General features: G+C 67.6%; 24 protein-coding genes. 10 read left to right on the plus strand and 14 right to left on the minus strand.

Annotation, left to right across the window (positions count from 1 at the left end; genetic code table 11):
* Positions 1 to 16: 16 nt before the first annotated feature.
* Entirely contained in the window at positions 17 to 1,783 is a 1,767-nt protein-coding gene (locus tag ABSH63_RS03085) for a DUF885 domain-containing protein (RefSeq protein WP_352887336.1), read from the minus strand.
* Positions 1,773 to 2,654 carry a 16S rRNA (cytidine(1402)-2'-O)-methyltransferase gene (gene rsmI / locus ABSH63_RS03090; protein WP_352887337.1) on the minus strand — a complete coding sequence of 294 codons (882 nt, stop codon included), beginning with the start codon at positions 2,652 to 2,654 and terminating at the stop codon, positions 1,773 to 1,775. The genes ABSH63_RS03085 and rsmI overlap by 11 nt, the downstream gene beginning before the upstream one ends.
* A 105-nt stretch (positions 2,655 to 2,759) precedes the next feature.
* Between rsmI and ABSH63_RS03095 the strand changes: the two genes are divergently transcribed.
* The 3 genes from ABSH63_RS03095 to ABSH63_RS03105 all read left to right on the plus strand — a co-directional run bounded on the left by ABSH63_RS03095 (position 2,760) and on the right by ABSH63_RS03105 (position 4,975).
* Positions 2,760 to 3,950, plus strand: a complete 1,191-nt coding sequence (locus ABSH63_RS03095; protein ID WP_352887339.1) for a penicillin-binding protein activator — start codon at positions 2,760 to 2,762, stop codon at positions 3,948 to 3,950.
* A 7-nt stretch (positions 3,951 to 3,957) separates the two neighbouring features.
* Complete coding sequence (locus ABSH63_RS03100) at positions 3,958 to 4,299, plus strand: YraN family protein (protein WP_352887340.1); 342 nt, start codon at positions 3,958 to 3,960, stop codon at positions 4,297 to 4,299.
* Between the two features lie 85 nt (positions 4,300 to 4,384).
* The gene (locus ABSH63_RS03105) at positions 4,385 to 4,975 is read left to right on the plus strand and encodes a phosphoheptose isomerase (RefSeq protein ID WP_352887342.1); all 591 of its coding nucleotides are present in this window, start codon (positions 4,385 to 4,387) and stop codon (positions 4,973 to 4,975) included.
* A 16-nt stretch (positions 4,976 to 4,991) separates the two neighbouring features.
* Here ABSH63_RS03105 and ABSH63_RS03110 read toward each other — a convergent pair whose 3' ends face one another.
* The 11 genes from ABSH63_RS03110 to ABSH63_RS03160 form a co-directional block, all read right to left on the minus strand.
* A complete protein-coding gene (locus ABSH63_RS03110; protein ID WP_352887344.1) occupies positions 4,992 to 5,399 on the minus strand; it encodes a ClpXP protease specificity-enhancing factor in 408 nt (135 codons plus the stop codon).
* Between the two features lie 22 nt (positions 5,400 to 5,421).
* Positions 5,422 to 6,060 carry a glutathione S-transferase N-terminal domain-containing protein gene (locus tag ABSH63_RS03115; protein WP_352887345.1) on the minus strand — a complete coding sequence of 213 codons (639 nt, stop codon included), beginning with the start codon at positions 6,058 to 6,060 and terminating at the stop codon, positions 5,422 to 5,424.
* A gap of 73 nt (positions 6,061 to 6,133) precedes the next feature.
* Positions 6,134 to 6,883: a cytochrome c1 gene (locus ABSH63_RS03120; RefSeq protein WP_352887347.1), complete on the minus strand. Its 750-nt coding sequence runs from the start codon at positions 6,881 to 6,883 to the stop codon at positions 6,134 to 6,136.
* Positions 6,884 to 6,893: 10 nt separating this feature from the next.
* On the minus strand, positions 6,894 to 8,144 hold the full coding sequence (locus ABSH63_RS03125) for a cytochrome b (RefSeq protein WP_352887348.1): 1,251 nt from the start codon (positions 8,142 to 8,144) through the stop codon (positions 6,894 to 6,896).
* Positions 8,144 to 8,740: a ubiquinol-cytochrome c reductase iron-sulfur subunit gene (gene petA / locus ABSH63_RS03130; RefSeq protein ID WP_352887350.1), complete on the minus strand. Its 597-nt coding sequence runs from the start codon at positions 8,738 to 8,740 to the stop codon at positions 8,144 to 8,146. The genes ABSH63_RS03125 and petA overlap by 1 nt, the downstream gene beginning before the upstream one ends.
* A 206-nt stretch (positions 8,741 to 8,946) precedes the next feature.
* Positions 8,947 to 9,591, minus strand: coding sequence for a response regulator transcription factor (locus ABSH63_RS03135; protein ID WP_352887352.1), 645 nt, complete (start codon positions 9,589 to 9,591; stop codon positions 8,947 to 8,949).
* On the minus strand, positions 9,588 to 10,403 hold the full coding sequence (locus ABSH63_RS03140) for a sensor histidine kinase (protein ID WP_352887353.1): 816 nt from the start codon (positions 10,401 to 10,403) through the stop codon (positions 9,588 to 9,590). Before ABSH63_RS03140 ends, ABSH63_RS03135 begins: the two co-directional genes overlap by 4 nt.
* A gap of 6 nt (positions 10,404 to 10,409) precedes the next feature.
* Positions 10,410 to 10,937 (minus strand): GAF domain-containing protein, encoded by a 528-nt coding sequence (locus tag ABSH63_RS03145; RefSeq protein WP_352887354.1) that lies wholly within the window; start codon positions 10,935 to 10,937, stop codon positions 10,410 to 10,412.
* A 214-nt stretch (positions 10,938 to 11,151) separates the two neighbouring features.
* A complete protein-coding gene (locus tag ABSH63_RS03150) occupies positions 11,152 to 12,477 on the minus strand; it encodes a sigma-54-dependent transcriptional regulator (RefSeq protein WP_352887355.1) in 1,326 nt (441 codons plus the stop codon).
* The gene (locus ABSH63_RS03155) at positions 12,474 to 14,156 is read right to left on the minus strand and encodes a sensor histidine kinase (protein WP_352887356.1); all 1,683 of its coding nucleotides are present in this window, start codon (positions 14,154 to 14,156) and stop codon (positions 12,474 to 12,476) included. Before ABSH63_RS03155 ends, ABSH63_RS03150 begins: the two co-directional genes overlap by 4 nt.
* On the minus strand, positions 14,149 to 14,349 hold the full coding sequence (locus ABSH63_RS03160; protein WP_352887357.1) for a hypothetical protein: 201 nt from the start codon (positions 14,347 to 14,349) through the stop codon (positions 14,149 to 14,151). Before ABSH63_RS03160 ends, ABSH63_RS03155 begins: the two co-directional genes overlap by 8 nt.
* 173 nt (positions 14,350 to 14,522) lie before the next feature.
* Between ABSH63_RS03160 and sucC the strand changes: the two genes are divergently transcribed.
* The 3 genes from sucC (at position 14,523) to ABSH63_RS03175 (ending at position 18,329) form a co-directional block, all read left to right on the plus strand.
* Positions 14,523 to 15,686, plus strand: a complete 1,164-nt coding sequence (gene sucC, locus ABSH63_RS03165; RefSeq protein WP_352887358.1) for an ADP-forming succinate--CoA ligase subunit beta — start codon at positions 14,523 to 14,525, stop codon at positions 15,684 to 15,686.
* A 48-nt stretch (positions 15,687 to 15,734) separates the two neighbouring features.
* Positions 15,735 to 16,607 carry a succinate--CoA ligase subunit alpha gene (gene sucD, locus ABSH63_RS03170; RefSeq protein ID WP_352887359.1) on the plus strand — a complete coding sequence of 291 codons (873 nt, stop codon included), beginning with the start codon at positions 15,735 to 15,737 and terminating at the stop codon, positions 16,605 to 16,607.
* A gap of 99 nt (positions 16,608 to 16,706) precedes the next feature.
* Positions 16,707 to 18,329, plus strand: coding sequence for an NAD+ synthase (locus ABSH63_RS03175; protein WP_434223240.1), 1,623 nt, complete (start codon positions 16,707 to 16,709; stop codon positions 18,327 to 18,329).
* On the opposite strand, the gene ABSH63_RS03180 is transcribed toward ABSH63_RS03175, so the two are convergent.
* Entirely contained in the window at positions 18,314 to 19,156 is an 843-nt protein-coding gene (locus ABSH63_RS03180) for an outer membrane protein assembly factor BamD (RefSeq protein ID WP_352887361.1), read from the minus strand. The two genes, ABSH63_RS03175 and ABSH63_RS03180, sit on opposite strands and share 16 nt — an antisense overlap.
* 51 nt (positions 19,157 to 19,207) lie before the next feature.
* Between ABSH63_RS03180 and rluD the strand changes: the two genes are divergently transcribed.
* The 4 genes from rluD (at position 19,208) to ABSH63_RS03200 (ending at position 24,866) form a co-directional block, all read left to right on the plus strand.
* Positions 19,208 to 20,197, plus strand: coding sequence for a 23S rRNA pseudouridine(1911/1915/1917) synthase RluD (rluD, locus tag ABSH63_RS03185; RefSeq protein ID WP_352887362.1), 990 nt, complete (start codon positions 19,208 to 19,210; stop codon positions 20,195 to 20,197).
* A complete protein-coding gene (gene pgeF, locus ABSH63_RS03190) occupies positions 20,194 to 20,934 on the plus strand; it encodes a peptidoglycan editing factor PgeF (RefSeq protein ID WP_352887364.1) in 741 nt (246 codons plus the stop codon). The genes rluD and pgeF overlap by 4 nt, the downstream gene beginning before the upstream one ends.
* 226 nt (positions 20,935 to 21,160) lie before the next feature.
* Positions 21,161 to 23,485 carry a DUF1302 domain-containing protein gene (locus tag ABSH63_RS03195; protein ID WP_352887365.1) on the plus strand — a complete coding sequence of 775 codons (2,325 nt, stop codon included), beginning with the start codon at positions 21,161 to 21,163 and terminating at the stop codon, positions 23,483 to 23,485.
* A gap of 4 nt (positions 23,486 to 23,489) precedes the next feature.
* Positions 23,490 to 24,866, plus strand: a complete 1,377-nt coding sequence (locus ABSH63_RS03200; RefSeq protein ID WP_352887366.1) for a DUF1329 domain-containing protein — start codon at positions 23,490 to 23,492, stop codon at positions 24,864 to 24,866.
* Positions 24,867 to 24,943 lie beyond the last annotated feature (77 nt).

A 24,943-nucleotide genomic window follows, 5' to 3' on the forward strand; every position in this document is an offset into this window, starting at 1 on the left:
GGGCGGGACGTTCGCCTTACGATTTTCGCTCTGCGATCCAGGCGTCGATGTCGCGCTCGAGCAGATCGAGCGGGAGCGCGCCGTTGCCGAGCACGCGATCGTGGAAGGCGCGTACGTCGAAGCGCTCGCCGAGCGTGCTTTCGGCACGCGAACGCAGTTCGCGGATCTTGAGCTGGCCGATCTTGTACGCGAGCGCCTGACCGGGCCAGGCGATGTAGCGGTCGATTTCGTTGACGATGTCGAGTTCGGACTTGGCGGCGTTGGCCATGAAGAAGTCGATCGCCTGCTGGCGCGTCCAGCGCTTGTGATGGATGCCGGTGTCGACCACCAGCCGCACCGCGCGCCACATCTCGTAGGTCAGCGCGCCGAACTTGGCGTACGGGTCCTGGTACAGCCCCAGTTCTTCGCCAAGCGATTCGGCGTACAGGGCCCAGCCCTCGACGAAGGCGGTCATGCCCCAGCCCTGTTTGCGGAACTGCGGCAGTTCGCCGAGTTCCTGCGCGAGGGCGATCTGAAAGTGATGGCCGGGGACGGCCTCGTGCAGTGTCAGCGCTTCCATCTCGTACTTCGGGCGCGTCTCGGGCCGGTACAGATTCACGTAGTACCAGCCGGCACGCGTGCCGTCGGCGGCGCCGGGCAGGTAGTAGGCCGTCGTCGTGTCCGGGGCGATGTTGTCGGGGATCGCGCGCACGCCGTAGGGCAGCCGCGGCATGCGCCCGAACAACCGCGGCAGTTCCGGATCGATGCGCTTGGCCAGCGCCCGGTAGGCATTCAGCAGCTCCTCGCCACTGTCGAAGTAGAACCGCGCTTCGCTGCGCAGGTGGGCGAAGAACGCGGGCAGATCGCCGTCGAAGCCGACCCGTTCGCGGATCGCGTCCATCTCGCCGCGGATGCGCTCGACCTCGGCGAGGCCGATCGCGTGGATCTCGTCGGGCGTGAGCGCCGTGGTCGTGTAGCGGCGCGCCGCCCAGGCGTAGAAGGCTTCGCCGTTCGGCTGCTTCCACACGCCGACTTCGTCCGGGCAGGCCGGCAGATAGTCGTCGACGAAAAAGCGGTGCAGCTCGCGGTAGGCCGGTACCACGCGTTCGCGGATCAACGCCTGCGCCTCTTTGGCGTAGCGCTTGCGCTGCTTAGCGGGCAGCGTGTCGGGAAACTGCGTGAACGGCCGATAGAACGGGCTTTGCGTCGGATCGTCGACGATCTGTTTCTCGATCTGCGCCGGTACCCGCTGCATCACCACTTTCGGCAGCAGGCGCTGCGCTTCGATGCCCAGGCGCATCAGCGTGATGGTCTGATCGATCAACTTCGGTAGCGCGCGTAGGCGCGCGAGCCAATCCTCGTAGGCCTTGGCATCGAGGAAGCGCAGCACGTCGAGGATCTCGTCGGCGGTCTGCACACCGCCGCGTTGGTTCAGCGGAATCAGGAATTGCGCGTGCGCGTGGCCCTCGATGCGCTGCGTCAACTGATGGCGGAACAGATCGTGGTTGAGTTGCTCGGCGGGCGGTAACTCGGCGCGGTCGATGGCGTCCAGGCGTGCGAGTGCGGCGCGGTCCGCCGCGTGGCGGCGCTCGATCGCGTCCGGCGAGACATCGTCCCAGCGGTCGTTGTAGCGCGCATCTCCGAGATAGCTCGCACTCTCCGGGCTTTCGCGCAGCAGGCGTTGCCACTCGTCCTCGAACAGCGCGTGCAGTCGGGCCACGGCCTCGTTGGCCGACGACGGCGGTGTCCACCACGCCAGCGCGGCGAGCATCAGGGCGGCGAGGGCGCGGCGTTCACGGATCATGATCGTCTCCCGGGTTCGGCTCGCCGGCGATTTGCAGCGCCAGGGCGTAAAGGTCCTTGCGGCGCGCGCCGCTGATCTCGGCGGCGAGGCGCGCCGCCGCGGACGGCGGCAGCTCGCGCAGCAGCACACGCAGGACGCGCTCGCCTTGTGCATCGTCGGCGGCGGTCTCGGGCGCACCGGCGATCAGCAGCACGAACTCGCCGCGTCGTCGGTCGGCGTCCTCGGCGAGCCAGGAGGGCAGCGCGGCGGCGGGCATCACGATGCTCTGCTCGTGGAGTTTGGTCAGCTCGCGTGCCAGGCACACCGGGCGCGTATCGAGTATCTCCGCCAGATCGGCCGCGGTGTCGGCGATGCGGTGGCTCGATTCGTACAGCACCAGTGTGCGCGTCTCGTCGCGCAGCGCCTGCAGACGCGCGCGCCGCGCGGTCGGTTTGGCCGGCAGGAAGCCCTCGAACACGAAGCGGTCGCAGGCCAGTCCCGAGACGGACAAGGCGGCGATCGCCGCGCAGGGGCCGGGGACGGCGACGACGGGCACGCCGGCGGCGCGGGCCGCACGCACCAGCACGAATCCCGGATCGGAGATCAGCGGTGTGCCGGCATCGGAGATCAGGGCGAAGCTCGCGCCGTCGCGCAGCTCGCGCACCAGCGCGGCGCTGGCGGCCGACTCGTTGTGTTCGTGCAGTGCGACGAGCCGCGCCGAGATGCCGAAATGCGCGAGCAGGCTGCGCGCGTTGCGGGTGTCTTCGGCGAGGATCCGGTCGACCGCGCCGAGCACCGCCTGCGCGCGCGGCGACAGATCGCCCAGATGACCGATCGGCGTGGCAACGACGTAGAGATGGCCGCGGACGACCGCGTGCGCGGGCGGCGTCACCGCGGCCTCGGTGCGAAAAACAGGCGTGTCATACTTTGCATTATGCGCTCGACTCCGGTTTCAAATCCTTCTTCGGCAGCGGTCTGCGGCGCTGCTTTGTGCATCGTGCTGATCCTCGCCGGCTGCGCCGCAGAGATGCCGATGCGCACGCCGCCGACGCCGGCACCCGAGCCGGTCGCAACGTCGGTGCAGACGGCGCCGGCGGCACAACCGACACCGATCGCAGTACCCGAGCAGCGCTTCGTCGGCACGGGTCCCGTCGCTGTGCTGCTGCCGCTGAGCGGCGCCTATGCGGCGCCGGCGGCCGCGGTTCGCGAAGGCTTTCTCGCGCAGCATTTCGCCAGCGGCGATGGCCGCGAGCTGCGCATCTACGACGTCGACGGCGATGCCGCACGGCTGTTGTCGGCCTACCAGCGCGCGCTCGACGACGGTGCCGCTTTCATCGTCGGGCCGTTGATGAAGGAGTCCGTCGCACGTCTGGCGATGATGCATCCGCCAGTGCCGGTGCTCGGTCTGAATCATCTCGACGCGGGTGTCGTCGTGCCGAAGGATTTCTTCCAGATCGGCCTTTCGCCGGAGGACGAGGCGCGCGCGGCGGCGGACGACGCGGCGGCGCGCGATCTGCGCAACGCCGTCGCCCTGGTGCCGGAGGGCGATTGGGGCAATCGCGTACTCGAGGCCTTCGAACGGCGCGTCGAGCAGTGGGGCGGTCGCGTCGTCGCTTCGGCGCGCTACCGTCAGGGGGTCAGCGATCAATCCGAGCGGATCGCCGGGCTGATGGGCATTGCCGCGAGCCGCGCGCGGCACCGCGCGCTGACCAACGCGCTGGGCGTGCGCACCGAGTTCGAGCCCCGCCGCCGTGCCGACATCGACTACATCTTTCTCGGCGCGCGCGCCACCGATGCGCGCGTGCTGCTGCCGCAGTTCCGCTTCCATCGCGCGAGCGGTCTGCCGCATTACGCGACGTCGCTGGTCTACGACGGCCGCGGTGATGCCGAACTCGCGGGCCTGCGCTTCTGCGACATGCCGTTCATGCTCGATGTCCGTGGCGAGTTCGCCGTCGAGCGGCGTCAGGCCTCGTCGGCATCGAGCGTGGCCGCCTACCCGCGCCTCTACGCGCTCGGTCGCGATGCTTACGTCGTCGCTGCGGCGCTGCAGGACGGCAGCTTGCGCGTCGGCGACAGCGTCGATGGCGCCAGCGGCACGCTCGAATGGGCCGACCGCAGCACGATCAGCCGCCGCCTGCGCTGCGCGGAGCTGCGCGCGGACGGCATCGGCGTCGACGGCGGTCCTTGAGCAGCCGATGCGCGGCGCGCAAGCCGAAGACGCAGCGCTGCGCCTCTTGCTCGCGCATGGGCTCAAGCTGGTGTGCCGCAACTACCGCTGCCGCGGCGGTGAGCTCGATCTGGTGATGCTCGATGGCCAGACGCTGGTCGTCGTCGAGGTGCGCGCCCGCAGCCATGCTGGCTTTGCGAGCGCGCTCGAGTCGATCGACCGACGCAAGCAGGATCGTCTGGTCCATGCCACGCAGATGTTTCTCGCCGCCCACCCGGCGCATGCGGGACGTGCGGTGCGCTTCGACGTCCTTGGCTTTGGCGCCGACGGCCGTGCGAACTGGGTTCGCGCCGCCTTCGATGCCGCTTGACGGACCGGCGTCAGGGGTGCGTCGACGTTGGCAGCCGCGCGCGCGGGCGTCACAATGCCTGGCGGTTCGTGCCTCGACCTCTCCGATGAATCTCGAACGTCGCCTGCAGTCGCATTTCGAAGCCAGCATCGCTGCCAAACAGGCGACTCTGCAATCGGCGCTGCCGCAGCTCGCGGAGGCCGCACGGCGCCTCGCCAGCACGCTGCGGGCAGGTCATAAGGTGCTGGCCTGCGGCAACGGCGGATCGGCGGGCGACGCACAGCATTTCGCCGCCGAGCTGACCGGGCGGTTCGAGCGCGAGCGCCCGGGCCTGGCCGGGATCGCCCTGACGGTCGACAGCTCGGCCTTGACCGCGATCGCCAACGACTACAGCTTCGAGCAGGTCTTCGCCAAACAGGTGCGGGCGCTCGGTCGCAGCGGCGATGTGTTGCTCGCGATCACGACATCCGGCAACTCGCACAACGTCGTCGAGGCGGTCGCGGCAGCCCACGCGGCCGGGATGTGGGTGATCGCCCTGACCGGGCGCGATGGCGGGCGGGTGGCGTCGATGCTGCAGGCGGGCGACGTCGAGCTACGCGCCGCCTCGTCGGTCACGGCCCGTATCCAGGAAGTGCACATTCTGTTCCTGCACTGCCTGTGCGATGCCGTCGACGAGCAGTTGTATCCGATGACCTGATCGCCACCGGCGGCGATCACTTGACTACGCGCAGGGTTGGCCGTCCGGGCTTGGGGGGGGTGGGCGGCTCGGGTGCGCCGGAGCCTGGGCGCACCGTTTGCGCATTCGGCGGCTCGACTTCGCCGAACATCAGGCCTTCGCCGTTCTCGCGTGCGAAGATGGCGAGCACCGCACCGGCCGGGAACTGCACGTCGAAGGGACGGCCGCCGAAGCGCGCCGAGAACCAGATCGGTTCGCCGACCAGATCGAGGTTCTGCACCGCGAGTGGGCTGATGTTCAGCGTGATACGGTTGTCCTGCACATACTCGCGCGGCACGGCGACGCCCGGATAATCCGCGGCGATCAGCACGTGCGGTGTGTAGCCGTTGTCGCAGCACCATTCGTAGATGGCACGGATCAGATAAGGGCGTCGGGAGGTCGACATCGCTGAGCCTGTGGTGAAGCCGCTAGGTCCGTAGGCAGGATTGTACGCTCGGACGCCCTAAAAGCCGCTGGGCATAGCGCAGCAGCGCCGGGTCCGCCGGCAGCTTGAGCTGCAGGGCGCCGAGTTGGGAGAACAGCGCGGCCCAGGCGCAGTCGGCAAGGCTGAAGTCCAGCCCCAGGCACCAGCCGCGCTGCGGGAACAGGCCCCTGCTGGCGAGGATCTGCTCGGCAAGCTGTTTGCGTGCGGTCTTGCTCTCGGCGGCGCGCGGCGCGTCGACGATCGCCTGTGCCAGCGGCAGCAAGCTCCGGTCGAGCTGGATCAGCAGCATGCGCAGACGCGCACGCGCCGCCGGATCCGGCGGCATCATGCGTGGATGTGGGTAACGTTCGTCGAGGTATTCGGCGATGATGCTGGCCGGATGCAGCACCGCGTCGCGGTCGGCCAGCGTCGGCAGGCTCGACGAGGGGTTGATGAGCAGCAGGTCCTGATGCGGCCGACCGCGCTGCACCCATTCGATGCGCGCGTGATCGACGTCCTTCTCGGCGAGGATGATGCGCACCCACAGGCAGGCAAAATCGGCCGGCGCGCAGAACAGCGTCAAACCGGCGCGCGCCGCCGGTTTGGCGTCGATGACGTACTTGCTCTTGGCCGGAATCGCCATCGCTAAAACGACACGGCGCCGTTCATGCGCAGGTTTTTGACATGAACGGCGCCGTGGTCATCGCGTCGCGCGCTTAGTGGACGTCTTTCCAGTACTCGCGCTTGAGCAGCCACGCAAGGGCCGTGAACACGAGCAGGAACAGCATCACTTTCATACCGACCGAGATGCGGTCGGCACGTCCGGGTTCGGCGGCATAGACCATGAAGTTCACGGTATCGGCGACGAACTTTTCGAACTCCTTTTCGCCGAGCGTGCCTTCGCTGACGCGCTTGAACGTCGGACCGGCGTGCGCGCCATGTCCGTCGCCTTGGGCCTCGTCCGCATGCGACGTCTCTAGCACCTGCCAACCCTGCAGCGCGCCGAGCACGTGCGGCATTGACGCGCCGGGCAGGATCAGGTTGTTGGTGCCGAGCGGGCGCTTGTCATCGAGATAGAACGTCATCAGGTAGTTGTACACCCAGTTCGGTCCGCGCATGCGGGTCTCGACGCTGAGGTCGGGCGGGGTGGCGCCGAACCAGGTGGCCGACGGCTCGGCCGGCATCGCCGAAAGGATCGGGTCCCCGGGCTTGTCGCTGGTGAACATCAGATGCTTGGCGAGCAGCTCCTCGGGAATGCCCAGATCGGCACCCAGCCGCGAGTAGCGCAGGTGCCGCATCGAGTGGCAGCCGGCGCAGTAGTTCATGAAGTTGCGCGCGCCGCGCTGCACCGAGGCGAGGTTGCCGGTGTCGGGCTCGAAGCGGTACGGCATCGGTGCGTGGCCGCCGGCGGCCAGCGCCGGCGTGCCGGCCGACAGCGCCGCGGCGGCGAGTAGGGCGCGGAGCATCGAGGGGGACTTAGTGCGCTTCATAGGTCACGCGCTCCGGTTCCGGCTTGGTCTTGTCGAGCTTGGAGTAGAAGGGCATCAGCAGGAAGAACGCGAAGTACACGATCGTGCCCACGCGTGAGACCAGGGTACCGAGCTCGCTCGGCGGCTTCATGCCGAAGTAGGACAGCGCCACGAAGGCGATCGTGAACGCGGCCAGCGCGGTCTTGAACATCCAGCCCTTGTAGCGGATCGATTTCACCGGCGAGCGATCGAGCCACGGAAGGGCAAAGAAGATCAGCACCGCCGCGCCCATGCCGATCACGCCCAGGAGCTTGTCCGGGATCGCGCGCAGAATCGCGTAGAACGCACCGAAGTACCACGCCGGCGTGATGTGCTCGGGCGTGACCAGCGGATTGGCTTCCTGGAAGTTGGGCTTCTCCAGGAAATAGCCGCCACCATCGGGCGCGAAGAACACCACGCCGAGGAAGATGATCAGGAACACGCCGACGCCGAAGAGATCCTTGACCGTGTAATACGGATGAAAGGCGATGCCGTCGAGCGGAACGCCGGTCTTCGGATCCTTGTGCTTCTTGATCTCGATGCCGTCCGGGTTGTTCGAGCCGACCTCGTGCAGCGCGATCAGATGCGCGACGACCAGGCCGACCAGCACGAACGGAATCGCGATCACGTGCAGCGAGAACAGGCGGTTGAGCGTCGCGTCCGAGGGGATGTAGTCGCCCTGGATCCAGACCACCAGATCGGGGCCGACGACCGGGATCGCGCCGAACAGCGAGATGATCACCTGGGCGCCCCAATAGCTCATCTGGCCCCACGGCAGCACGTAGCCGGCGAAGGCCTCGGCCATCAGGCACAGGAAGATCAGGCAGCCGAAGATCCAGATCAACTCGCGCGGCTTGCGGTACGATCCGTAGAGCAGGCCGCGGTACATGTGCAGATAGACGACGATGAAGAACGCCGAGGCGCCGGTCGAGTGCAGGTAGCGGATGATGTTGCCCCAGGGCACGTCACGCATGATGTACTCGACGCTGTGCCAGGCCTGCGCGGCGTCGGGCTTGTAGTGCATCGTCAGGAAGATGCCGGTCAGGAGCTGGTTGACCAGCACCAGCAACGCCAGCGAGCCGAAGTAGTACCAGAAGTTGAAGTTCTTCGGCGCGTAGTACTCGGCCAGATGATCCTTCCACAGCTTGGTCAGCGGGAAGCGGTCGTCGATCCAGCCGAGAAAGCCGGTGGTCTTGTACGGGTTGGGTACGATCGCCATCACACGACTCCTGTGGGATCTTCGCCGACGACGATGGTGTCGTCGCCTTCGTAACGATGCGGCGGCACGGCGAGATTCAACGGCGCGGGCACGCCCTTGTAGACTCGACCGGCGAGATCGAACATCGAGCCGTGACAGGGGCAGAAGAAGCCGCCCTGCCAGTTACTGTGGATTTCCGGCGCCGGATGGTCCGGACGGAACGTCGGCGAGCAACCGAGGTGGGTACACGAGCCGACCATGACCAGGATCTCCGGCTTGATCGAGCGCGTCTGGTTCTGCGCGTATCCAGGCTGCTGCGCCTCGCGGGATTCCGGGTCGCGCAGGTCATCGGTGACCTTGGGCAGGGTTTCGAGCATCTCCGGCGTGCGACGTACGATCCATACCGGCTTGCCGCGCCAGGCCACGGTGATGCGCTGTCCTGGCTCGACCTTGCTCACGTCCACCGTGACCGGCGCACCCAGCGCCTTGGCGCGTTCGCTGGGACTCAGCGACGCCAGAAATGGCCAGGCCGCGGCGGCCGCACCCGCACCGCCGACGACCGAGGTCGTCAGCGTCAGGAAGCGCCTGCGGCCCGGATCCACGCCTTGATTGCTCATGGAAACAGCCCCTCGCAGGAGATGGTGAAAAAACGTCTGGCGAGGCGCGAACGCGCTCGACGCGCGCCGGTGGAGCCTGGCTGCGCTGCGCTCGGCCTAACCCGTCAAGTATAACGGCTGGGCCGAGCGTGACGTAAGGCATCAGATCCGCGGGCGTTCGCCCGGTGCTGCGAGACCGCCGGCCTACGGGCTCGACGCAAAGTGCGTCACGAAAGCAGTCCGCGCAGCGCGGCGAAACGCACCACTTCCGCAGTGTTGCGAAGCCCCAGCTTCTCCATCATGCGCGCGCGGTGGTTCTCGGCGGTCTTGACGCCGATGTCGAGGATCTGCGCGATCTCCTTGGTGGTCTTGCCCTGGATCACCAGATGGAAGGTCTCGCGTTCGCGCGCGGTGAGGCTGTCGTACGGGTCGGCGCTGATACTGCGGCCGCGGCTCTGGCGGTCGGCGAGGGCTTTGGCCGCACGCGGGCCGAAATAGGATTGCCCGGCGTGAATGGCCTTGATCGCCGTCATCAGCTCGGTGACCGAGGTGTCCTTGTTGAGAAAGCCATTGGCGCCGGCACGCAGGATCGGCAGGATGTACTCATCCTCTTCGTGCACGGTCAGCACCAGCGTGCGGGTGTTCGGCAGCTCGGCGCGCACGCGCTTGACGACTTCCAGGCCCGACATGCGTGGCATCGAGATGTCGGTGACGACGACGTCGGGCTGGGTCTTGAGCGCCAACTCCATCGCCGCGAAGCCGTCGGCGGCCTGCGCCACGACCTGGCATTCGCCGGTTTCCTCGAGCATCGATACCAGGCCCTCGCGCACGATGGTGTGATCGTCGGCGACCAGCAGGCGGATCGGGTTCATCGGCCGTGATCGTCGTTGCGCTCGCTCGGGTCCAGCGTCAGTGTCAGCTGCACCACGCTGCCCTGGCCAGGCCGAGACCTGAAGTCGATGCGGCCGCCGAACAGCTCGGCACGGTCGCGCATGCCGCGCAGGCCGCCGCAGGCGCCGGCGCGCTCGGCATCGGCGAGCGCCTGCGTGTCGCAGCCGCAGCCATCGTCCTCGACGCGCAGGATCAGCACGTCGCCGCGACGTTCCAACTCGATTTGTGCGCTGCGCGCCTTTGCATGACGGATGACGTTGGTCAGGGCTTCCTGGGTGATGCGGAACACCAGGGTCTCCACATCGGGATGCAGGCGCTGCTCGTCGAGGCCGGAGCGCAATTCGATCGTCAGCCCGGTGCGTTCGCCGAGCGTACGCGCCAGCCAGTTGAGCGCGGCGTCGAGGCCCAGGTCGTCGAGCAGCGTCGGTCTGAGCAGGCGTGACAGCTCGCGCGTGTCATGCAGTGAGCCGCGGGTCAGCTCGAGCGCATCGGCGAGCCTGTGTTCGAGGCCGAGATTGCCGGCGCCGCGCGCATCGTCGAGGATGCGTTGGAGTTGGTTGGCGAGTGCGGTCAGCGTCTGGCCGATGCCGTCGTGCAGCTCGCGGGCGAGACGCCGGCGTTCTTCTTCCTGCACGTGCCAGACTGACTTGGCCAGCGTGCGGAAGCGCCGCTCGCTGCGCACCACCGATTGCAACAGGCGCTGGTTGTCGGCGGTGAGCGCCTCGACCTGACGCAGCACGGCCTGCCGGAACACTTCGGCTTCGTCGCCGGCTTGCTGTTGCTGCACCTGCATAGGGGCTTAGGCCGGCCGTGGGCCGAGGGCGCGCAGGCTGGCGGCGAGCTTGCTCAAGGCGCATTCCTGGTTTGCCGCGCGCAAAGCCAGAGCCGTTTGATCGGCCAGCGCGCCAAGGATCTCGAGGTCGAGCGCGGACAGCTCGCGCGGGCCGCCCGTGCGCATCAGGCACAGCACGCCGCGATCGCTGGGGCCGAGCTCGAGCGGCAGCGCGATCACCGCGGGCGTCGTGTCACCCGGCCCAACCCGCGTCAGCGGCTGGCCATCGGTGTTGGCGAGGCCGAGCTCGCCGGTCACCAGCGCCCGACGCAAGGCGCTGGCGGCGCGCCCGAACACCGCGTCCAAGAGCGGTGTCTGACCGAGACGATGCGCGCAGGCGACTTCCAGAATGCCGTTGGCGCGCGTCTGCAGGGTGAAGCCGGCGTCGGCGCCGATGACCTCGCAGGCCGAGCGCAAGGTGTTGCGCAGCACTTGCTGTACCGGCTCGCTGACGCCACTGGCCCAGGCGATCGCCGATCGGGGGGCGCGCGGCACGGGGCGGCGACGGTGCAGAGCGCGCGGTTTGGGTGTCGCCGCGCCGCGTGGCGCCATGGACGGTCGATGGATGAGCAACGTCAGGTCCTCCAGATCGAGCCACTGCTGAAGCAAGCTTCATGCCATGACGTGACGCCACTGCATCGGTGGCGCCTTTGCGAGCAGTGTAACAGACGCTCGTCGCGATGCCCCCGCGCCGACCGCGCGGTGCTGCTCATTCCTGATCCAGCCCGAGCTTCTTGATGCGATATCGCAGCGAACGGAACGACATGCCGAGCAATTGCGCCGCGCGTGTCTTGTTGTAGCGCGTCTTCTGCAGGGCCTCGCGTATCGCCTGGCGTTCCAGATCCTCTTTCTGTCGCTTGAGGTCACCGGCGGATCCTCCGATCGTTGCGGGCATGCGTAACTGCAGGTCGACTGCGCGGATGCTTCGGCCATCGCACAGGGTCATCGCGCGTTCGAGAATGTTCTCCAGCTCGCGCACGTTTCCGGGAAACGGATAGCGCTGCAGTTCTTCGAGCGCCGCGCGGTCGAGCGTCGGCGCGATCGCAATCCCGGCTCTGGCAGCGATGCGCTCGAGCAGATGCCGCGCCAGCAGCGGGATGTCGCCGGGACGCTCGCGCAGCGGCGGCGTGCGCACGGCGATGACGTCGAGTCGATAAAACAGGTCTTGGCGGAAGTGACCCGCCTGTACCAGCGCGGCGAGGTCGCGGTGCGTCGCCGAGATCACGCGCACATTGACCGGAATCTCGGCCTCGGCGCCGACCGGGCGCACGCGGCGCTCCTGCAGTGCGCGCAGCAGCTTGACCTGCATGTGCATCGGCAACTCGGCGACCTCATCGAGAAACAACGTGCCGCCCTCGGCGGCCTGGAACAGGCCGGCCTTGTCGCGGTGCGCGCCGGTGAAGCTGCCCTTGAGGTGACCGAAGAACTCGCTTTCCATCAGCTCGTTCGGCACCGCGCCGCAGTTGACGGCGACGAAGGGGTTACCGGCGCGCGGCCCGCGTTCGTGAATCAGGCGGGCGACCAGCTCCTTGCCGGTGCCGGATTCGCCGGTGATATGCACCGGTGCCTGGCTGCGCGCCAGACGCTCGATCAGCAGGCGTAGCTGGCGGATGCTCTCGTGCTCGCCGAGCAGGACTTCCGTCGCCATGTCGCGGTCGTGGCGCGGTCCACGCAGCTTGAGCGCGGTGTCGACGAGCTTGCGCAGCACCGCCACGTCCACCGGCTTGGAGACGAAATCGAAGGCGCCGGCCTTGAGGCTTTCGACGGCCGCTTCGGCATTGCCGTAGGCGGTGATCACGGCGACCGGCGTGTGCGGTGTGCGCTGCTGGATCTCGGTGATCAGGCTGATGCCGTTGCCGTCGGGCAGGCGCATGTCGGTGATGCAGACATCGAACTGCCGGCGGGCGAGACGCTCGCGGGCTTCCGCCAGCGTGGCCGCGGCGTCGGTGCGCAGCCCCATGCGCGCGAGCGTGATCTCCACGAGCTCGCGGATGTCCGGCTCGTCGTCGACGATGAGGACGCAGGGCGCGCTCACAGGCCCTCCCGGCTCGGGCGCGTGTCGGCTGCTGGGCGTGTGGCGGCGCGGGGCACGATGAGGGTTGCGAAACGGATGCGGAACGTGGCGCCCGGGCCGCCGCTGACATGGCTCAGGCGCGCCCGATTGTATTCGCACAGTTCCCGGCACAGGAAAAGCCCCAGACCGGTGCCACCGGCGTGGGTGGTGAAGAACGGCTCGAAAATGCGCTCCTGTTCTGCGGTATCGATGCCGACGCCGTCATCGCTGACCTCCATCTCGATCGCGCCGTCGGATGAATCGATCCTCGCGCGTACGCGTACCGTCACGTCGCGCCCGCCGCGCCCGCCGTGCTCGAAGCTGTTGTCCCACAGATTGAAAAGCACCTGCTGCAGATGTTCGGGGTCGAAGCAGACCTGCAGGTGCGCGCCGACGTCGCCGATCTCGATCGGCCGGGTGCGGTGCGGATGGCTTTCTCGGTAGAGCGCGGCACTGCGCAGCAGCGCATCGCGCAAGCCGATCAGGCGCGCCTGGCCGCGATCGCGCCGCGACAGCTCCAGCACGCTGCGCACGATGCCCTCGATGCGTCCCGCATGACGCTGGATCATCGCCAGCAGGCGCTGGTCCTCACCGCGGATCTGGGGCGATTCGGCCAGCAATTGGCCGGCCTGCAGGATCGCCGACAGAGGGTTGCGGATCTCGTGGGCGATGCCCGCCGTCAGACGGCCGAGTGCGGCGAGCTTGATCTGCTGGGCTTGCTCGCGCAGCAGCGCGGCATCGTCCAGTACCAGCAGCGTCGGCGCGTCATCGCGCCAGCCCAGGCGCGTGAAGCGGCAGGTGACTTCGCGGCCGGTCGCTTCGGCGTGCAGCGGCGCGCTTTGGTTGCGGCCGGCGCGCCAGTCGTGCAGCGCGGCGGCGAGTGTCGGCGCAACGGCGACGAGCGGTTTGCCGGGCGTAAGCGGCTCGCCGAGCATACGCCGCGCCGCGGCGTTGACCATGCGCACGCGCTCGTCGGCGTCGATCACGCAGACGCCCGCGTGCATCGACTCGATGATGTTCTCGGACAGGCGCGACAGGTTGAGGTACTCGCTGCCGACGCGCGCCGCCATCGCCTCGGAGCGGCGCGCGCGCTGGGCGACGAGATTGGCGACGAGGCCCGAGACGAAGAACATCAGGCCGAGTAGGCCGGCCTGCGAGTACTCGCTGGCGTCCCAGATGCGCGACTGCAGTTGGTGTGCGAACTCGGCGGCGAACAAGGTCAGTGTCGCCGTGGCGGCGTGTACCGCGGCCAGTCGCGGCCGGATGACCAGGCTGCTGCCGACCACCGGCGGCAGCAGCAGGATGCCGAGCCCGCTGGCGATGCCGCCGGCGCCGACGACCAAAAGGCCGATGGCCACGGCATCGACGGCCAGATGCAGGTGCGCCTGTGCGCCTAGACCGGGAACGCGGTAGACGCCGAGCAGTAGTAGCGCGAGCGCCGCGATGGCGTAGGCGAGACAGCCGTTGTAGAAAACGCTCGGGTCGAGCAGTGCGAGCAGATCCGGACCGTATCCGCTGCGGAACAAGGTCAGCAGCGTCGCGACCAAGAGCAGGCGGTAAGGGCCGAGGACCGCGAGGACACGCCAGTCCTCGGCGCGTGTGTCGACGAGCGCGGCCGCGGCGCTGTGCCGCGGCGCTGTGCCGTCGCGCGTTTCATTCACTGCAGCGGCCGCAGCGGCCGGTGGCATCGAGCGAGCGCGCCGGCAGATGAGTGCCGCAGGCGGCGCAACGCGCCATCGGCTCGAACTCGTTGGATACCGGCGGCTGCTGCCGGAGTTGGGCGCGGATCTGGCGGACGATGCGCCAGACCAGCCAGGCCGCGGCTACGAGCAAGAGGATTCTGAGGATGTTCATCGCAACGCGTCGGTTCGGTCGTGCAACGGGCAAGACCGCCATTCTAGGGAGTCCGGGTCGGCGTCGCGGCCGCGGCGGCCGTAGCCTCGTCCAAACGCGGCTTTTGCGTCTGCCACAGCGGTAAGCGAGAATGCCGCGCGCTTTCCGACGCCCAGGATGACAGGACTCCCCGCATGAATCTGCACGAATATCAAGCCAAAGAGATTTTCACGCGCTACGGCATTCCCGTGCCGCAGGGGCAACTCGCCGAGAGCCCCGAGGCGGCCCGCGCGGCGGCCAAACAGCTCGGTGGCGAGAAGTTCGTGGTCAAGGCGCAAGTGCATGCCGGCGGCCGCGGCAAGGCGGGCGGCGTCAAGCTGGTCGAGGGCCATGATGCGGTCGAGGAGGCCGCGAAGAAGATGCTGGGTCAGCGGCTGGTCACCAAGCAGACCGGCGCCGAGGGCTTGCCGATCAACAGCGTCTGGGTGGAAAAACCGTCCGCGATCGCGCGCGAGCTGTACGTTTCGGCGCTGGTCGACCGTTCGCGCGAGCGCATCGTGTTCATGGCCTCGGCCGCCGGCGGCATGGACATCGAGGAAGTGGCGGCGACGACGCCCGAGAAGATCAAGCACGTCTACGTGCATCCCGCGGCCGGCCTGCAGCCCTACCAGGCGCGCCAGCTCGGCTTCTTCATGGGCCTGAACAAGACACAGGTCGACCAGTTCACCAAGATCCTTATGGGGCTGTACCGAATCTTCACCGAGCTCGACGCGGCGCTGGTCGAGATCAATCCCTTGATCGTCACCGCCGACGGCGACGTGATGGCGCTCGATGCCAAGCTCAACTTCGACAGCAACGCGCTGTACCGTCAGAAGGCGGTCGCCGAGATGCGCGATCCCTCGCAGGAGGACGAGCGCGAGCGCGAAGCTTCGAAGTTCGATCTCAACTACGTCACCCTCGACGGTGACATCGGCTGTATGGTCAACGGCGCGGGCCTGGCGATGGCGACGATGGACATCGTCAAGCTGCACGGCGGTCGCCCGGCGAACTTCCTCGACGTCGGCGGAGGGACCACCGCCGAGAAGGTCACCGAGGCGTTCAAGCTCATCACCAAGAGCCCCGACGTCAAGGCGATCTTCATCAACATCTTCGGCGGCATCGTGCGCTGCGACCTGATCGCCGAAGGCATCATCCAGGCCTGCAAGCAGGTGGGGCTGAAGATCCCGGTCGTCGCGCGCCTGCAAGGTACCAACATGGACAAGGGGCGCGAGATGCTCAAGGCGTCCAGCCTGGCGATCACGCCGGTGGACGATCTGACCGAGGCCGCCAAGACGGTGGTCGCGCTCGCGAAGGCCTGAGGCGCAGTTGCGTCTCACGGCTCACGGCTCACATCTCACGAGAATTCCATGAGCATCCTGATCAACAAAGACACCAAGGTCATCTGCCAGGGCTTCACCGGCAAGCAGGGCACTTTCCATTCCGAACAAGCCATCGCCTACGGCACGCGGCTGGTCGGTGGGGTCACGCCGGGTCGCGGCGGTAGCCAGCATCTGAATCTGCCGGTGTTCGACACCTGCCACGATGCCGTGGCGGCCACCGGCGCCGACGCGACGATGATCTACGTACCGGCACCGTTCGCCGCCGATGCGATCCTCGAAGCGGCCGACGCCGGGATTCGCGTGATCGTGTGCATCACCGAGGGTATCCCGGTCAACGACATGGTCAAGGTCAAGGCGACGTTGCGGCACCAGTATCCGGATGCGGTGCTGATCGGCCCCAACTGTCCGGGAGTGATCACGCCGGGCGAGTGCAAGATCGGCATCATGCCGGGCCACATCCACAAGCCGGGCAAGATCGGCATCGTGTCGCGCTCGGGCACGCTGACCTACGAGACCGTCTACCAGACCACGCAGAACGGTCTCGGCCAGTCCACCTGCGTCGGCATCGGCGGCGATCCGGTGCGCGGGCTCGGGTTCATCGAGGTGATCGAGCGGTTCGAGAAGGACCCGGCCACCGAGGGCATCATCATGGTCGGCGAGATCGGCGGATCGAGCGAGGAAGAAGCGGCCGAGTACATCAAGGCCCACGTCAAGAAGCCGGTCGTCGCCTACATCGCCGGCGTCACCGCGCCGCCGGGCAAGCGCATGGGCCATGCCGGTGCCATCATCTCCGGCGGCAAGGGCACCGCCGAAGAAAAGTTCGCGGCGCTCGAATCCGCGGGCGTCAAGACCGTGCGCTCGCCCGCCGATCTCGGTGCGGCGATGAAGTCGCTGCTGTAAGGACATGGGATCCGCGCCATAACGCCGATCGACGCGGATGAGCGTCGTTCCGTCCGGGCTCATCGGCGTTCGTCTGCGGACTCGATCTCTTCTTTGGTGATGCCTCCGCTCAAACTCGCGCTGGCCCAGCTCAATCTCTGGGTCGGCGACGTCGAGGGCAACGTCGACAAGATCGTCGACGCGGCGTCGCGCGCGCGCGACGAACTGCGGGCCAGCCTCGTGGTCTGCCCGGAACTCTCGCTGATCGGCTATCCGCCGGACGATCTGCTGCTGCGTTCGGGCATGCCGGCGCAGATCGAGCAGGGCGTCGAGCGTCTGCTGCGTGAGGTGCGTGGCATCACGCTGGTGGTCGGCCTGCCGGAGTACGCGAACGAGGGCGCCGAGCGCGTCATCTACAACGCCGCCTACGTGATCCGTGACGGCGTCGTCATCGCCCGCGCGCGCAAGCAGCGCTTGCCGAACTACGGTGTCTTCGACGAGCGTCGCCATTTCCAGCCGGGTGGGCGCACGCTGGTGTTCGATCACGAGGGCCTGCGCATCGGTCTTTGCATCTGCGAGGACATCTGGGGGCCGAACCCGGCGGCGGCGGCCAAGGCCGCCGGCGCAGAGCTGCTGATCAACATCAACGCCTCGCCGTTTTCCATCGACAAGCATCGAGAGCGCCGCCGTGTGTTCGATGCGCGCGTCGCCGAGACCGGGCTGCCGCTCGCCTATGTCAATTGCGTCGGCGGCCAGGACGATGTGCTGTTCGATGGCGATTCGACTGCGGTGGATCATGACGGCCGCATCGCGTTCAGCGCGCCCTTGTTCGAGGAGGGCGTGTTCGCGCTCGAGTTCGACGGGCATCGCTGGCGTGGCAGCCTGCGCGAGCAGGCGTCGCCGGAAGCGGTGATCTACCGGGGACTGGTGCAGTCGGTGCGCGATTACGTCGATCGCAATGGCTTTCCCGGCGCGCTGGTGGGCATGTCCGGCGGCGTCGATTCGGCGCTGGTCGCGGCGATCGCCACCGACGCGCTCGGTCCCGAGCGGGTGTGGGGCGTGTCGCTGCCCTCGCGCTATACCGCACCGATGTCGAACGAAGATGCGCGCATCGAGGCCGAGGCGCTGGGTATCCGCCACTCGGTGCTGCCGATCGAGCCGGCGTTCGAGGCGTTTTCGGCGACGCTCGCCGACAGCTTCGCCGGTCGTGCGGTCGATCTCACCGAGGAGAATCTGCAGTCGCGCTGCCGCGGTGTGCTGCTCATGGCGCTGTCCAACAAGTTCGGTCACGTCGTGCTGACTACCGGGAACAAGAGCGAGATGGCCGTGGGCTATGCGACGCTCTACGGCGATATGTGCGGGGGATTTGCGCCGATCAAGGACGTCTACAAGACCCTGGTCTACGCGCTGTGCCGGTATCGCAACAGCCTCGGTGTGGTGATTCCGGAACGCGTACTGACGCGAGCGCCCAGCGCCGAACTGCGCCCCGACCAGAAGGATTCGGACTCGCTGCCGCCGTACGAGGTGCTCGACCCCTTGCTGCAGCTCTACGTCGAACAGCAGTTGTCGATCCCGCAGATCGTCGAACGCGGTTTCGACGAGGCCGTGGTCAAGCGTATCGCCTCGCTGGTGCGGCGCTCCGAGTACAAGCGCCGCCAGGCCCCGCCGGGGCCGAAAATCACGCAGTGTGCGTTCGGGCGCGAGCGAAGATACCCGCTCACCGCCGTTTACGGCGACATCTGATCCGGCAGCGGTGCGTGCGCGGTCTCGGCCGGGCCGGCCACGGCGGCCGCCTCGGCAGAGGTCTTCAGGTAGGCTTCGCGCAGCCTGCGCGCGTCCTCGGCCTGCACGTGGAGGTCGAGCGCCGCGTAGCTTTCTTCGAGTAGGCTCAGCGCATCGAGCGTGGCCGGTGCGCCCGGATACTGGGCGACGATCTGCTCGGCGCGCTTGGCGGCGGCGACGAAGGCGCCGCGGCGCATGTAGTAGCGCACCACGGACAGTTCGTGCTCGGCGATGCGGTTGCGCAGGTAGATCATGCGCGCGCGCGCGTCGGCCACATAAGGGCTTTGCGGATAGCGCTGGATCAGCACGCCGAAGTCGTCGAACGCGCGGCGCAGGCTGCTGGTGTCGCGGCTCGTGGTATCGAAGCCGAGGCTCTCGGCGATGCCGCGGTCGCGGTCGAAGTTCACCAGGCCCTTGATGTACTGCACGTAGGCTGCGTGCGGGTGACGTGGGTAGTCGCGCAGGAAGCGATCGGCCGCGGCGAGCGCCTCGTCCGGCTGGTAGTTGCGATACAGCGCATAGACGCGCTCGACCTGCGCCTGCACGGCGTAGTCGGTGAACGGAAAGCGCAGGGTGAGCTGGCTGTAGCGGCTGAGTGCGCCGGCGAAGTCGCTGGATTCCAGGGCGGCGCGCGCGAGTCGGTACAATTCGCCCGCCTGCAGACGCTGTTCGCGGATCGAGGTCTGCTCCGGACGGAACGGATTCTCGGGCGGCGGACGATTGGGGTCCGAGCTGCACGCGCAGATAAGGCCGGTGATCGCCAGAACGACGGGAATGCGGACACGCATCGGATCGACAGAGCCTGTGGCGGCGACGAAAAGAGCGAGCGAGTATAGCCGATGACCGCGGTGGACCCGGACGATGACACCGACCTCGTGCTGTACGCCAGGGTTCCGGACGACGGCGAAGGCAAGCGGCTGGACGCAGTCTGCGCACAGTTGTTCGCCGACTATTCGCGTTCGCGCCTGCAGGCCTTCATCGAGGCCGGGCGTTTGCAGGTCGACGGCGAGGTCGTCACACGTTGCCGCAGCGCCGTGCGTGCCGGCGCGCAACTGCGGCTGCTGGCCGAGGAGATCGAGCAGGAGCTGCGGCTGGAGCCGCAGGATCTGCCGATCGACGTCGTCCACGCCGACCGCGATCTCGCGGTCATCGACAAGCCGGCCGGGCTGACCGTCCACCCCGGCGCCGGGCAGCGCGACGGCACGCTGCAGAACGCACTGCTGCACCACTTTCCGCAAACGGCAACGCTGCCGCGCGCCGGCATCGTGCACCGGCTCGACAAGGACACCTCGGGGCTGATGGTCGTCGCCCTCAACCTCAAGGCGCACGCGCATCTGGTTGCGGCCCTGCAGGCGCGTGAGATCCGGCGCGAGTACGAGGCGCTGGTGCAGGGCGAGCTGATCAGCGGCGCGACCATCGACCTGCCGATCGGCCGCCATCCGCGCGACCGTCTGCGCATGGCGGTGGTCGAGCACGGCGGCCGCGACGCCGTCACCCACTACCGCATCGGCGAACGCTTCACCCTGTTCACGCGCCTGGACGTGCGGCTGGAAACCGGACGCACACACCAGATCCGCGTGCATCTGGCGCACTTGCGTCATCCGATCGTCGGCGACCCACTGTACGGCGGGCCGCTGCGTTGTGGCGGCCTGCCGATCGAGTTGCGCGAAGCGCTGCAGGGCATGCGGCGTCAGGCGCTGCACGCGCGCGAACTGGCGTTGGCGCATCCGCGCAGCGGCGAGCAGGTGAGCTGGCATCGGCCGGCGCCCGCGGACATGCAGCGGCTCTATGCCCTGCTGCGTCGGCATGCACCGCACGGCGGCCAGTGAACCCCGGGCTCGACGTCCTGATCCCGCAATGGCCGGCGCCGGCGCGCGTGCGCGCGCTGCAGACACAGCGCAGCGGCGGTGTCAGCCAAGGCCCGTTCGCGAGCCTCAACCTCGGCGAGCACGTGGGCGACGTGCCGGCGCACGTCGCCGAGAACCGGCGCCGCCTGCAGGCCCTGCTGCCGGATGCGCCGCAGTGGCTGTGCCAGGTGCATGGCACGGCGGTCGTGCGACTGCCGTGCGCAGTCGCGCAGCCGATGGCCGATGCGGCGTGGACCGACCGGCCCGGCGTGGTCTGCGCGGTGCAGACTGCGGATTGCCTGCCCGTGCTGCTGTGCAGCGACGACGGCGCCGTGGTCGCCGCTGCGCACGCCGGTTGGCGCGGGCTCGCGGACGGCGTACTCGAGGCCGTGCTCGCAGCCTTGCCGTGTCCGGCGGCGCGCGTGCTCGCCTGGCTGGGGCCGGCGATCGGCGCGGATGCGTTCGAGGTCGGTCCCGAGGTGCGCGAGCGTTTCCTTGCCGCTGATGCCGGCAACCATGCGTGCTTCAGGCGCGGCGCCGGCGATCGCTGGTACGCCGACCTGTTCGCGCTCGCGCGTGGCCGGCTGCGGGCCTGTGGCGTGCGCGCGGTTCACGGCGGCGGACTGTGCACCGTCGGCGATCCGCGTCGATGGTTCTCGCATCGCCGCGACGGTCGCTGCGGACGCATGGCCAGCCTGATCTGGATCGATCGCGACTGATCGCGCCGTTGGTTTTCTTGCGCCCTTGTTAGGCGTCTGTTAAAACTCGCCGCAGCGGCGTGCTTCGTCGGAAACGCGCCACATCATCAGCGAAGAAACCGGATGCAGGTTTCCGTTGTGCGAGGAGGTCGGGCTCACACGCCGCCGTGTCGCGGGGCCGGTCACGCCCTGCTTCCTTCCGCGCATCGACACGTGAACGTTCGAGGCAGAACACTGGGAGCAGAGGATGGAAATCGATTGTCGTCATGCTGCCTGCCGGCGGCTCACGATCCTGAGCGCCGTGGCGGTGATGCTCTGGGGCGGCGCGGCGCATGCGCTGGAGTTCGACATCGCGGGCACCAACGTGCGGCTCGACAACCTGATCACGATCGGCGGCATGCTGCGCATGCAGGATCGTGACGTCAGCCTGGTCGGCAAGTCGAATCTCAACCCGGGGCTGTGCGTGGGCCGTGTCGGCGACGACGGGGTCTTTGGACCGGACCCCGATCCCAATTCCAATACCTTCTTCGGCGACACCTGTTCGGCTACGGTCGAGGATCCCGACTTCGGCAACCGCAACAACTTCTTCATCGCCCAGCCGGGCGGCTTCCAGCCCAATGGCGACAACGGCAACCTCAACTTCGACAAGCACGACATCGTCCATGCGGTGGCGAAGGTCACCACCGATCTGAACGTCGATCTGTTCGGCTTCAACGTCTTCGCCCGCGGGATCTACTTCTTCGACGAGAACTACAACAGCTTCGACGAGCGCCATCCCGATACCACCCTGCAACCCTCGCGCACCGAGTACCCGGACGTCGCCAAGGATGAGAACGCCAACGACGCGCGCCTGCTCGACTACTTCGTCAGCCGGACCTTCGAGCTGGGCGATCGCCTGGTCAGCTTCAAGCTGGGCAATCACGTGATCAACTGGGGCGAGAGCGGCTTTCTGGCGCTCAACAGCCTCAACACGATCAACCCCTTGAACCAGGCGCTGCTGCGCCTGCCGGGTTTCGACATCAAGGAGCTGTTCCTGCCGGTGGGCATGGCCTCCTTGAACATGGATGTCGCCGACGGTTTCAATCTCGAAGTGTTCTACCAGTACGACTGGGAGCCTTTCGTCGTCGATCCGGTCGGCAGCTTTTTCTCGACGGTGGACATCGCGGGTGCCGGCGCCAAATACGCGATGCTGTCCTTCGGCAAGGCGCCGGAGGATCCGCTGGAGCTGTATCGTCCCTGGCGCAATCCGGACGACCCGTCCTCGGTGCTCGGTTCGCAGTCGGACCGCACGATGCTCCGCGACTTCGACGAAGAGCGTCGCCGCCGCCCGGAGGACGGTGGCCAGTACGGGGCCGCGTTCAAGGCGTATTTCGAAGGCCTGAACAACGGCACCGAAATCGGCCTGTACTACGCGAACTATCATTCGCGCATCCCCTCGATCTCGATCCTCGCTGCCGACGCCACGTGCATCCCGGACCAGTCGGCCGTGGGCGAGTTGCCGGTGATCGGCGGAGCCCTCGGTGCCTTGCTGGGCGCGCTGCCGACGCAGACCGCGCTCAACGCCTTGCAGTTGCTCGATCCGACCGTCTGCGGCGTGCCGCCGACCAACCTCTTGGCCGCAGCCGGCGCCCCCATTCCGCTGCAGCCCTCCACCGGCGAACGGGATCCTTTGCCGGTCGGTTCGATCCGTTATTTCATCGAGTACCCGGAAGACGTGCACGTGTACGGCCTGTCGTTCAACACCACGCTCGGTGATTGGGCCTGGTCGGGCGAGTACGCCTTCCGCGACAATCTGCCGGTGCAAGTGCACGTGACGGATTTGGTGTTCGCCGGTCTGCAGCCAGCGTTTCCGGCCAACGACTACAGCCTCGAGCCGATCGCGACCTTGCCCGGCCGTCGCACCGCGGTGCCGGACTTCGTTTCGGTCTATCGCGGCGAGCAATACGGTCCTGGTGACTACATCCGCGGCTACGAGCGCATGAAGGTCGGCCAGCTCGGTACGACCTTCCTCAAGCTGATCGGTGGCGACAATCCGCTCGGTGCGAGCCAGATCACCTTCCTGCTCGAACTGGGCATGACCCAGGTCTTCGACATGCCGGCCATCGACGAGCTGCAGTTCCAGGGGGCCGGCGTCAACACCCACATTTCCGGGGGCGCCGACGGCAGCGCCGGCATCAATCCGATCGATGTGCGCACCGATCCCAACGATCCGTCGACCAACCGCTCCGACCCCAATCTGCGCCAGAACCCGACGGCGCATCCCGATCTGACCGGCTTCGGCACCGAGATCTCGTACGGTTATCGGTTGGTGACGCTGACCCGCTACGACAGCGCCTTCGCCGGCATCAACTTCGAGATCCTGGCGGCGCTGTTCCACGACGTCGAAGGCGTCGCGCCCGGCCTCGGGCAGAACTTCGTCGAAGGGCGCAAGCAGATTCTCGGCGGCCTGCGCTGGGACTATCTGTCCACATACACCGGAGAGATCCGCTACACCTGGTTCACCGGCGAGCACCGGCGCGACGCGGCGCATGACCGCGACAATCTACTGCTCTGGGTCGGCTACCAGTTTTGATTGCATGCGGAGGATGCGCATCGGCCGGCAGGGCTACCGTTCGGCCCTGCCGGCCTTGTTCTTGTTGCTCGCCACCGGCGCGCAGGCGCGCGTCACCGAGGAACAGGCCGCAGCACTCGGTGCCGAGCTGACGCCGTTCGGCGCCGAGGCGGCGGCGAGCGAGGACGGTGCGATTCCGGCGTGGACCGGCGGACTGGCCGCGCCGCCGCCCTGCTTTGCCGGACCCGGGCAGCGCTATTGCGATCCTTACCCCGATGATGCGCCGCTGTTCACGATCTCGGCGGACAATCTCGCGCGCCACGCGGCGTATCTGAGCGAGGGGCAGCGCGCGTTGCTGCGCCGCTTCCCCGACAGCTATCGCATGCCGGTGTATCCGACGCGACGCAGCTTCGCCAATCCGGTCTTCGTCTACGAGGCCAGCCGCGCCAACGCCTTGCGCGCGGAGCTGCAGGGCAATGGCGAGGTGCTCAGTGGCGCGGTGACCGGTGTGCCGTTTCCGATCCCGAGCAATGGCTTCGAGGTGATCTGGAACCACAAGGTGCGCTATCGCGGCATCTCGGTGCGACGGTGGAACGACCAGTTCGTGGTGCCGGCGTCCGGCGACTACAACCAGACCACGTTCCGCGAGGACCTGCACTTCCGTTACGCCTTGCCGGGGCAATCGCCCGAAGCGCTCGATCCGGTGCTGTACTACGCGCTGGCGTTGGTGACCGCGCCGCCGCGCCTGGAAGGTTCCATCCTGCTGCTGCACGAAACGCGCGACCCGATCACTGCAGCCAGGCGCATCTGGCAGCATAGTCCGGGCCAGCAACGCCTGCGCCGGGTCACCGTTGCCGGTTTCGATACGCCGGCGCTCGGCGCGGACGGCCTGCGCACCCACGACCAGGCCGACATGTTCAACGGGCCGACCGAGCGCTACGACCTTGAGCTCCTCGGCAAGCAGTTGCTGTACGTGCCGGCCAACAGCTATCGCCTGCACAGCGATACGCTGCGCTACGCCGACATCCTCGGCAAGCGTCACCTCGCTCAGGAGCACACCCGCTATGAGTTGCGCCGCGTCTGGGTGGTCGAGGGGCAGCTGCGGCCGGGCAGTGCGCACCGCTACAAGCGGCGGCGCTTCTATGTCGATGAGGACGGCTGGCAGATCCGCGTGGTCGACGTTTTCGATGCGCGCGGCGGGCTGTGGCAGTTGCAGGAGGCGCACAGCGTGGTCGCCTACGACCATCCTTACGAGCTGCCGGTATGCGAAACGGTGTACGATCTACCGGGGAACCGCTACCTCGCCCAGGCTTTGAACAACGAGCGTGCGGAGACGGTCACCTGGGTGTTCGACGAAGATCATTTCGAGCCGCGCAGGGTTTCGCGGCTGGCGAAGAAATGAGGCAGCGGGCTTTGGGGTCAGCAGCGATGGATCAGGCGCGGATACGGCAAATACTGCGGTATCCGGTGAGGAGAGGA

The sequence above is a fragment of the Sinimarinibacterium thermocellulolyticum genome (assembly GCF_040327995.1).
Classification (GTDB): domain Bacteria; phylum Pseudomonadota; class Gammaproteobacteria; order Nevskiales; family Nevskiaceae; genus Solimonas; species Solimonas thermocellulolyticum.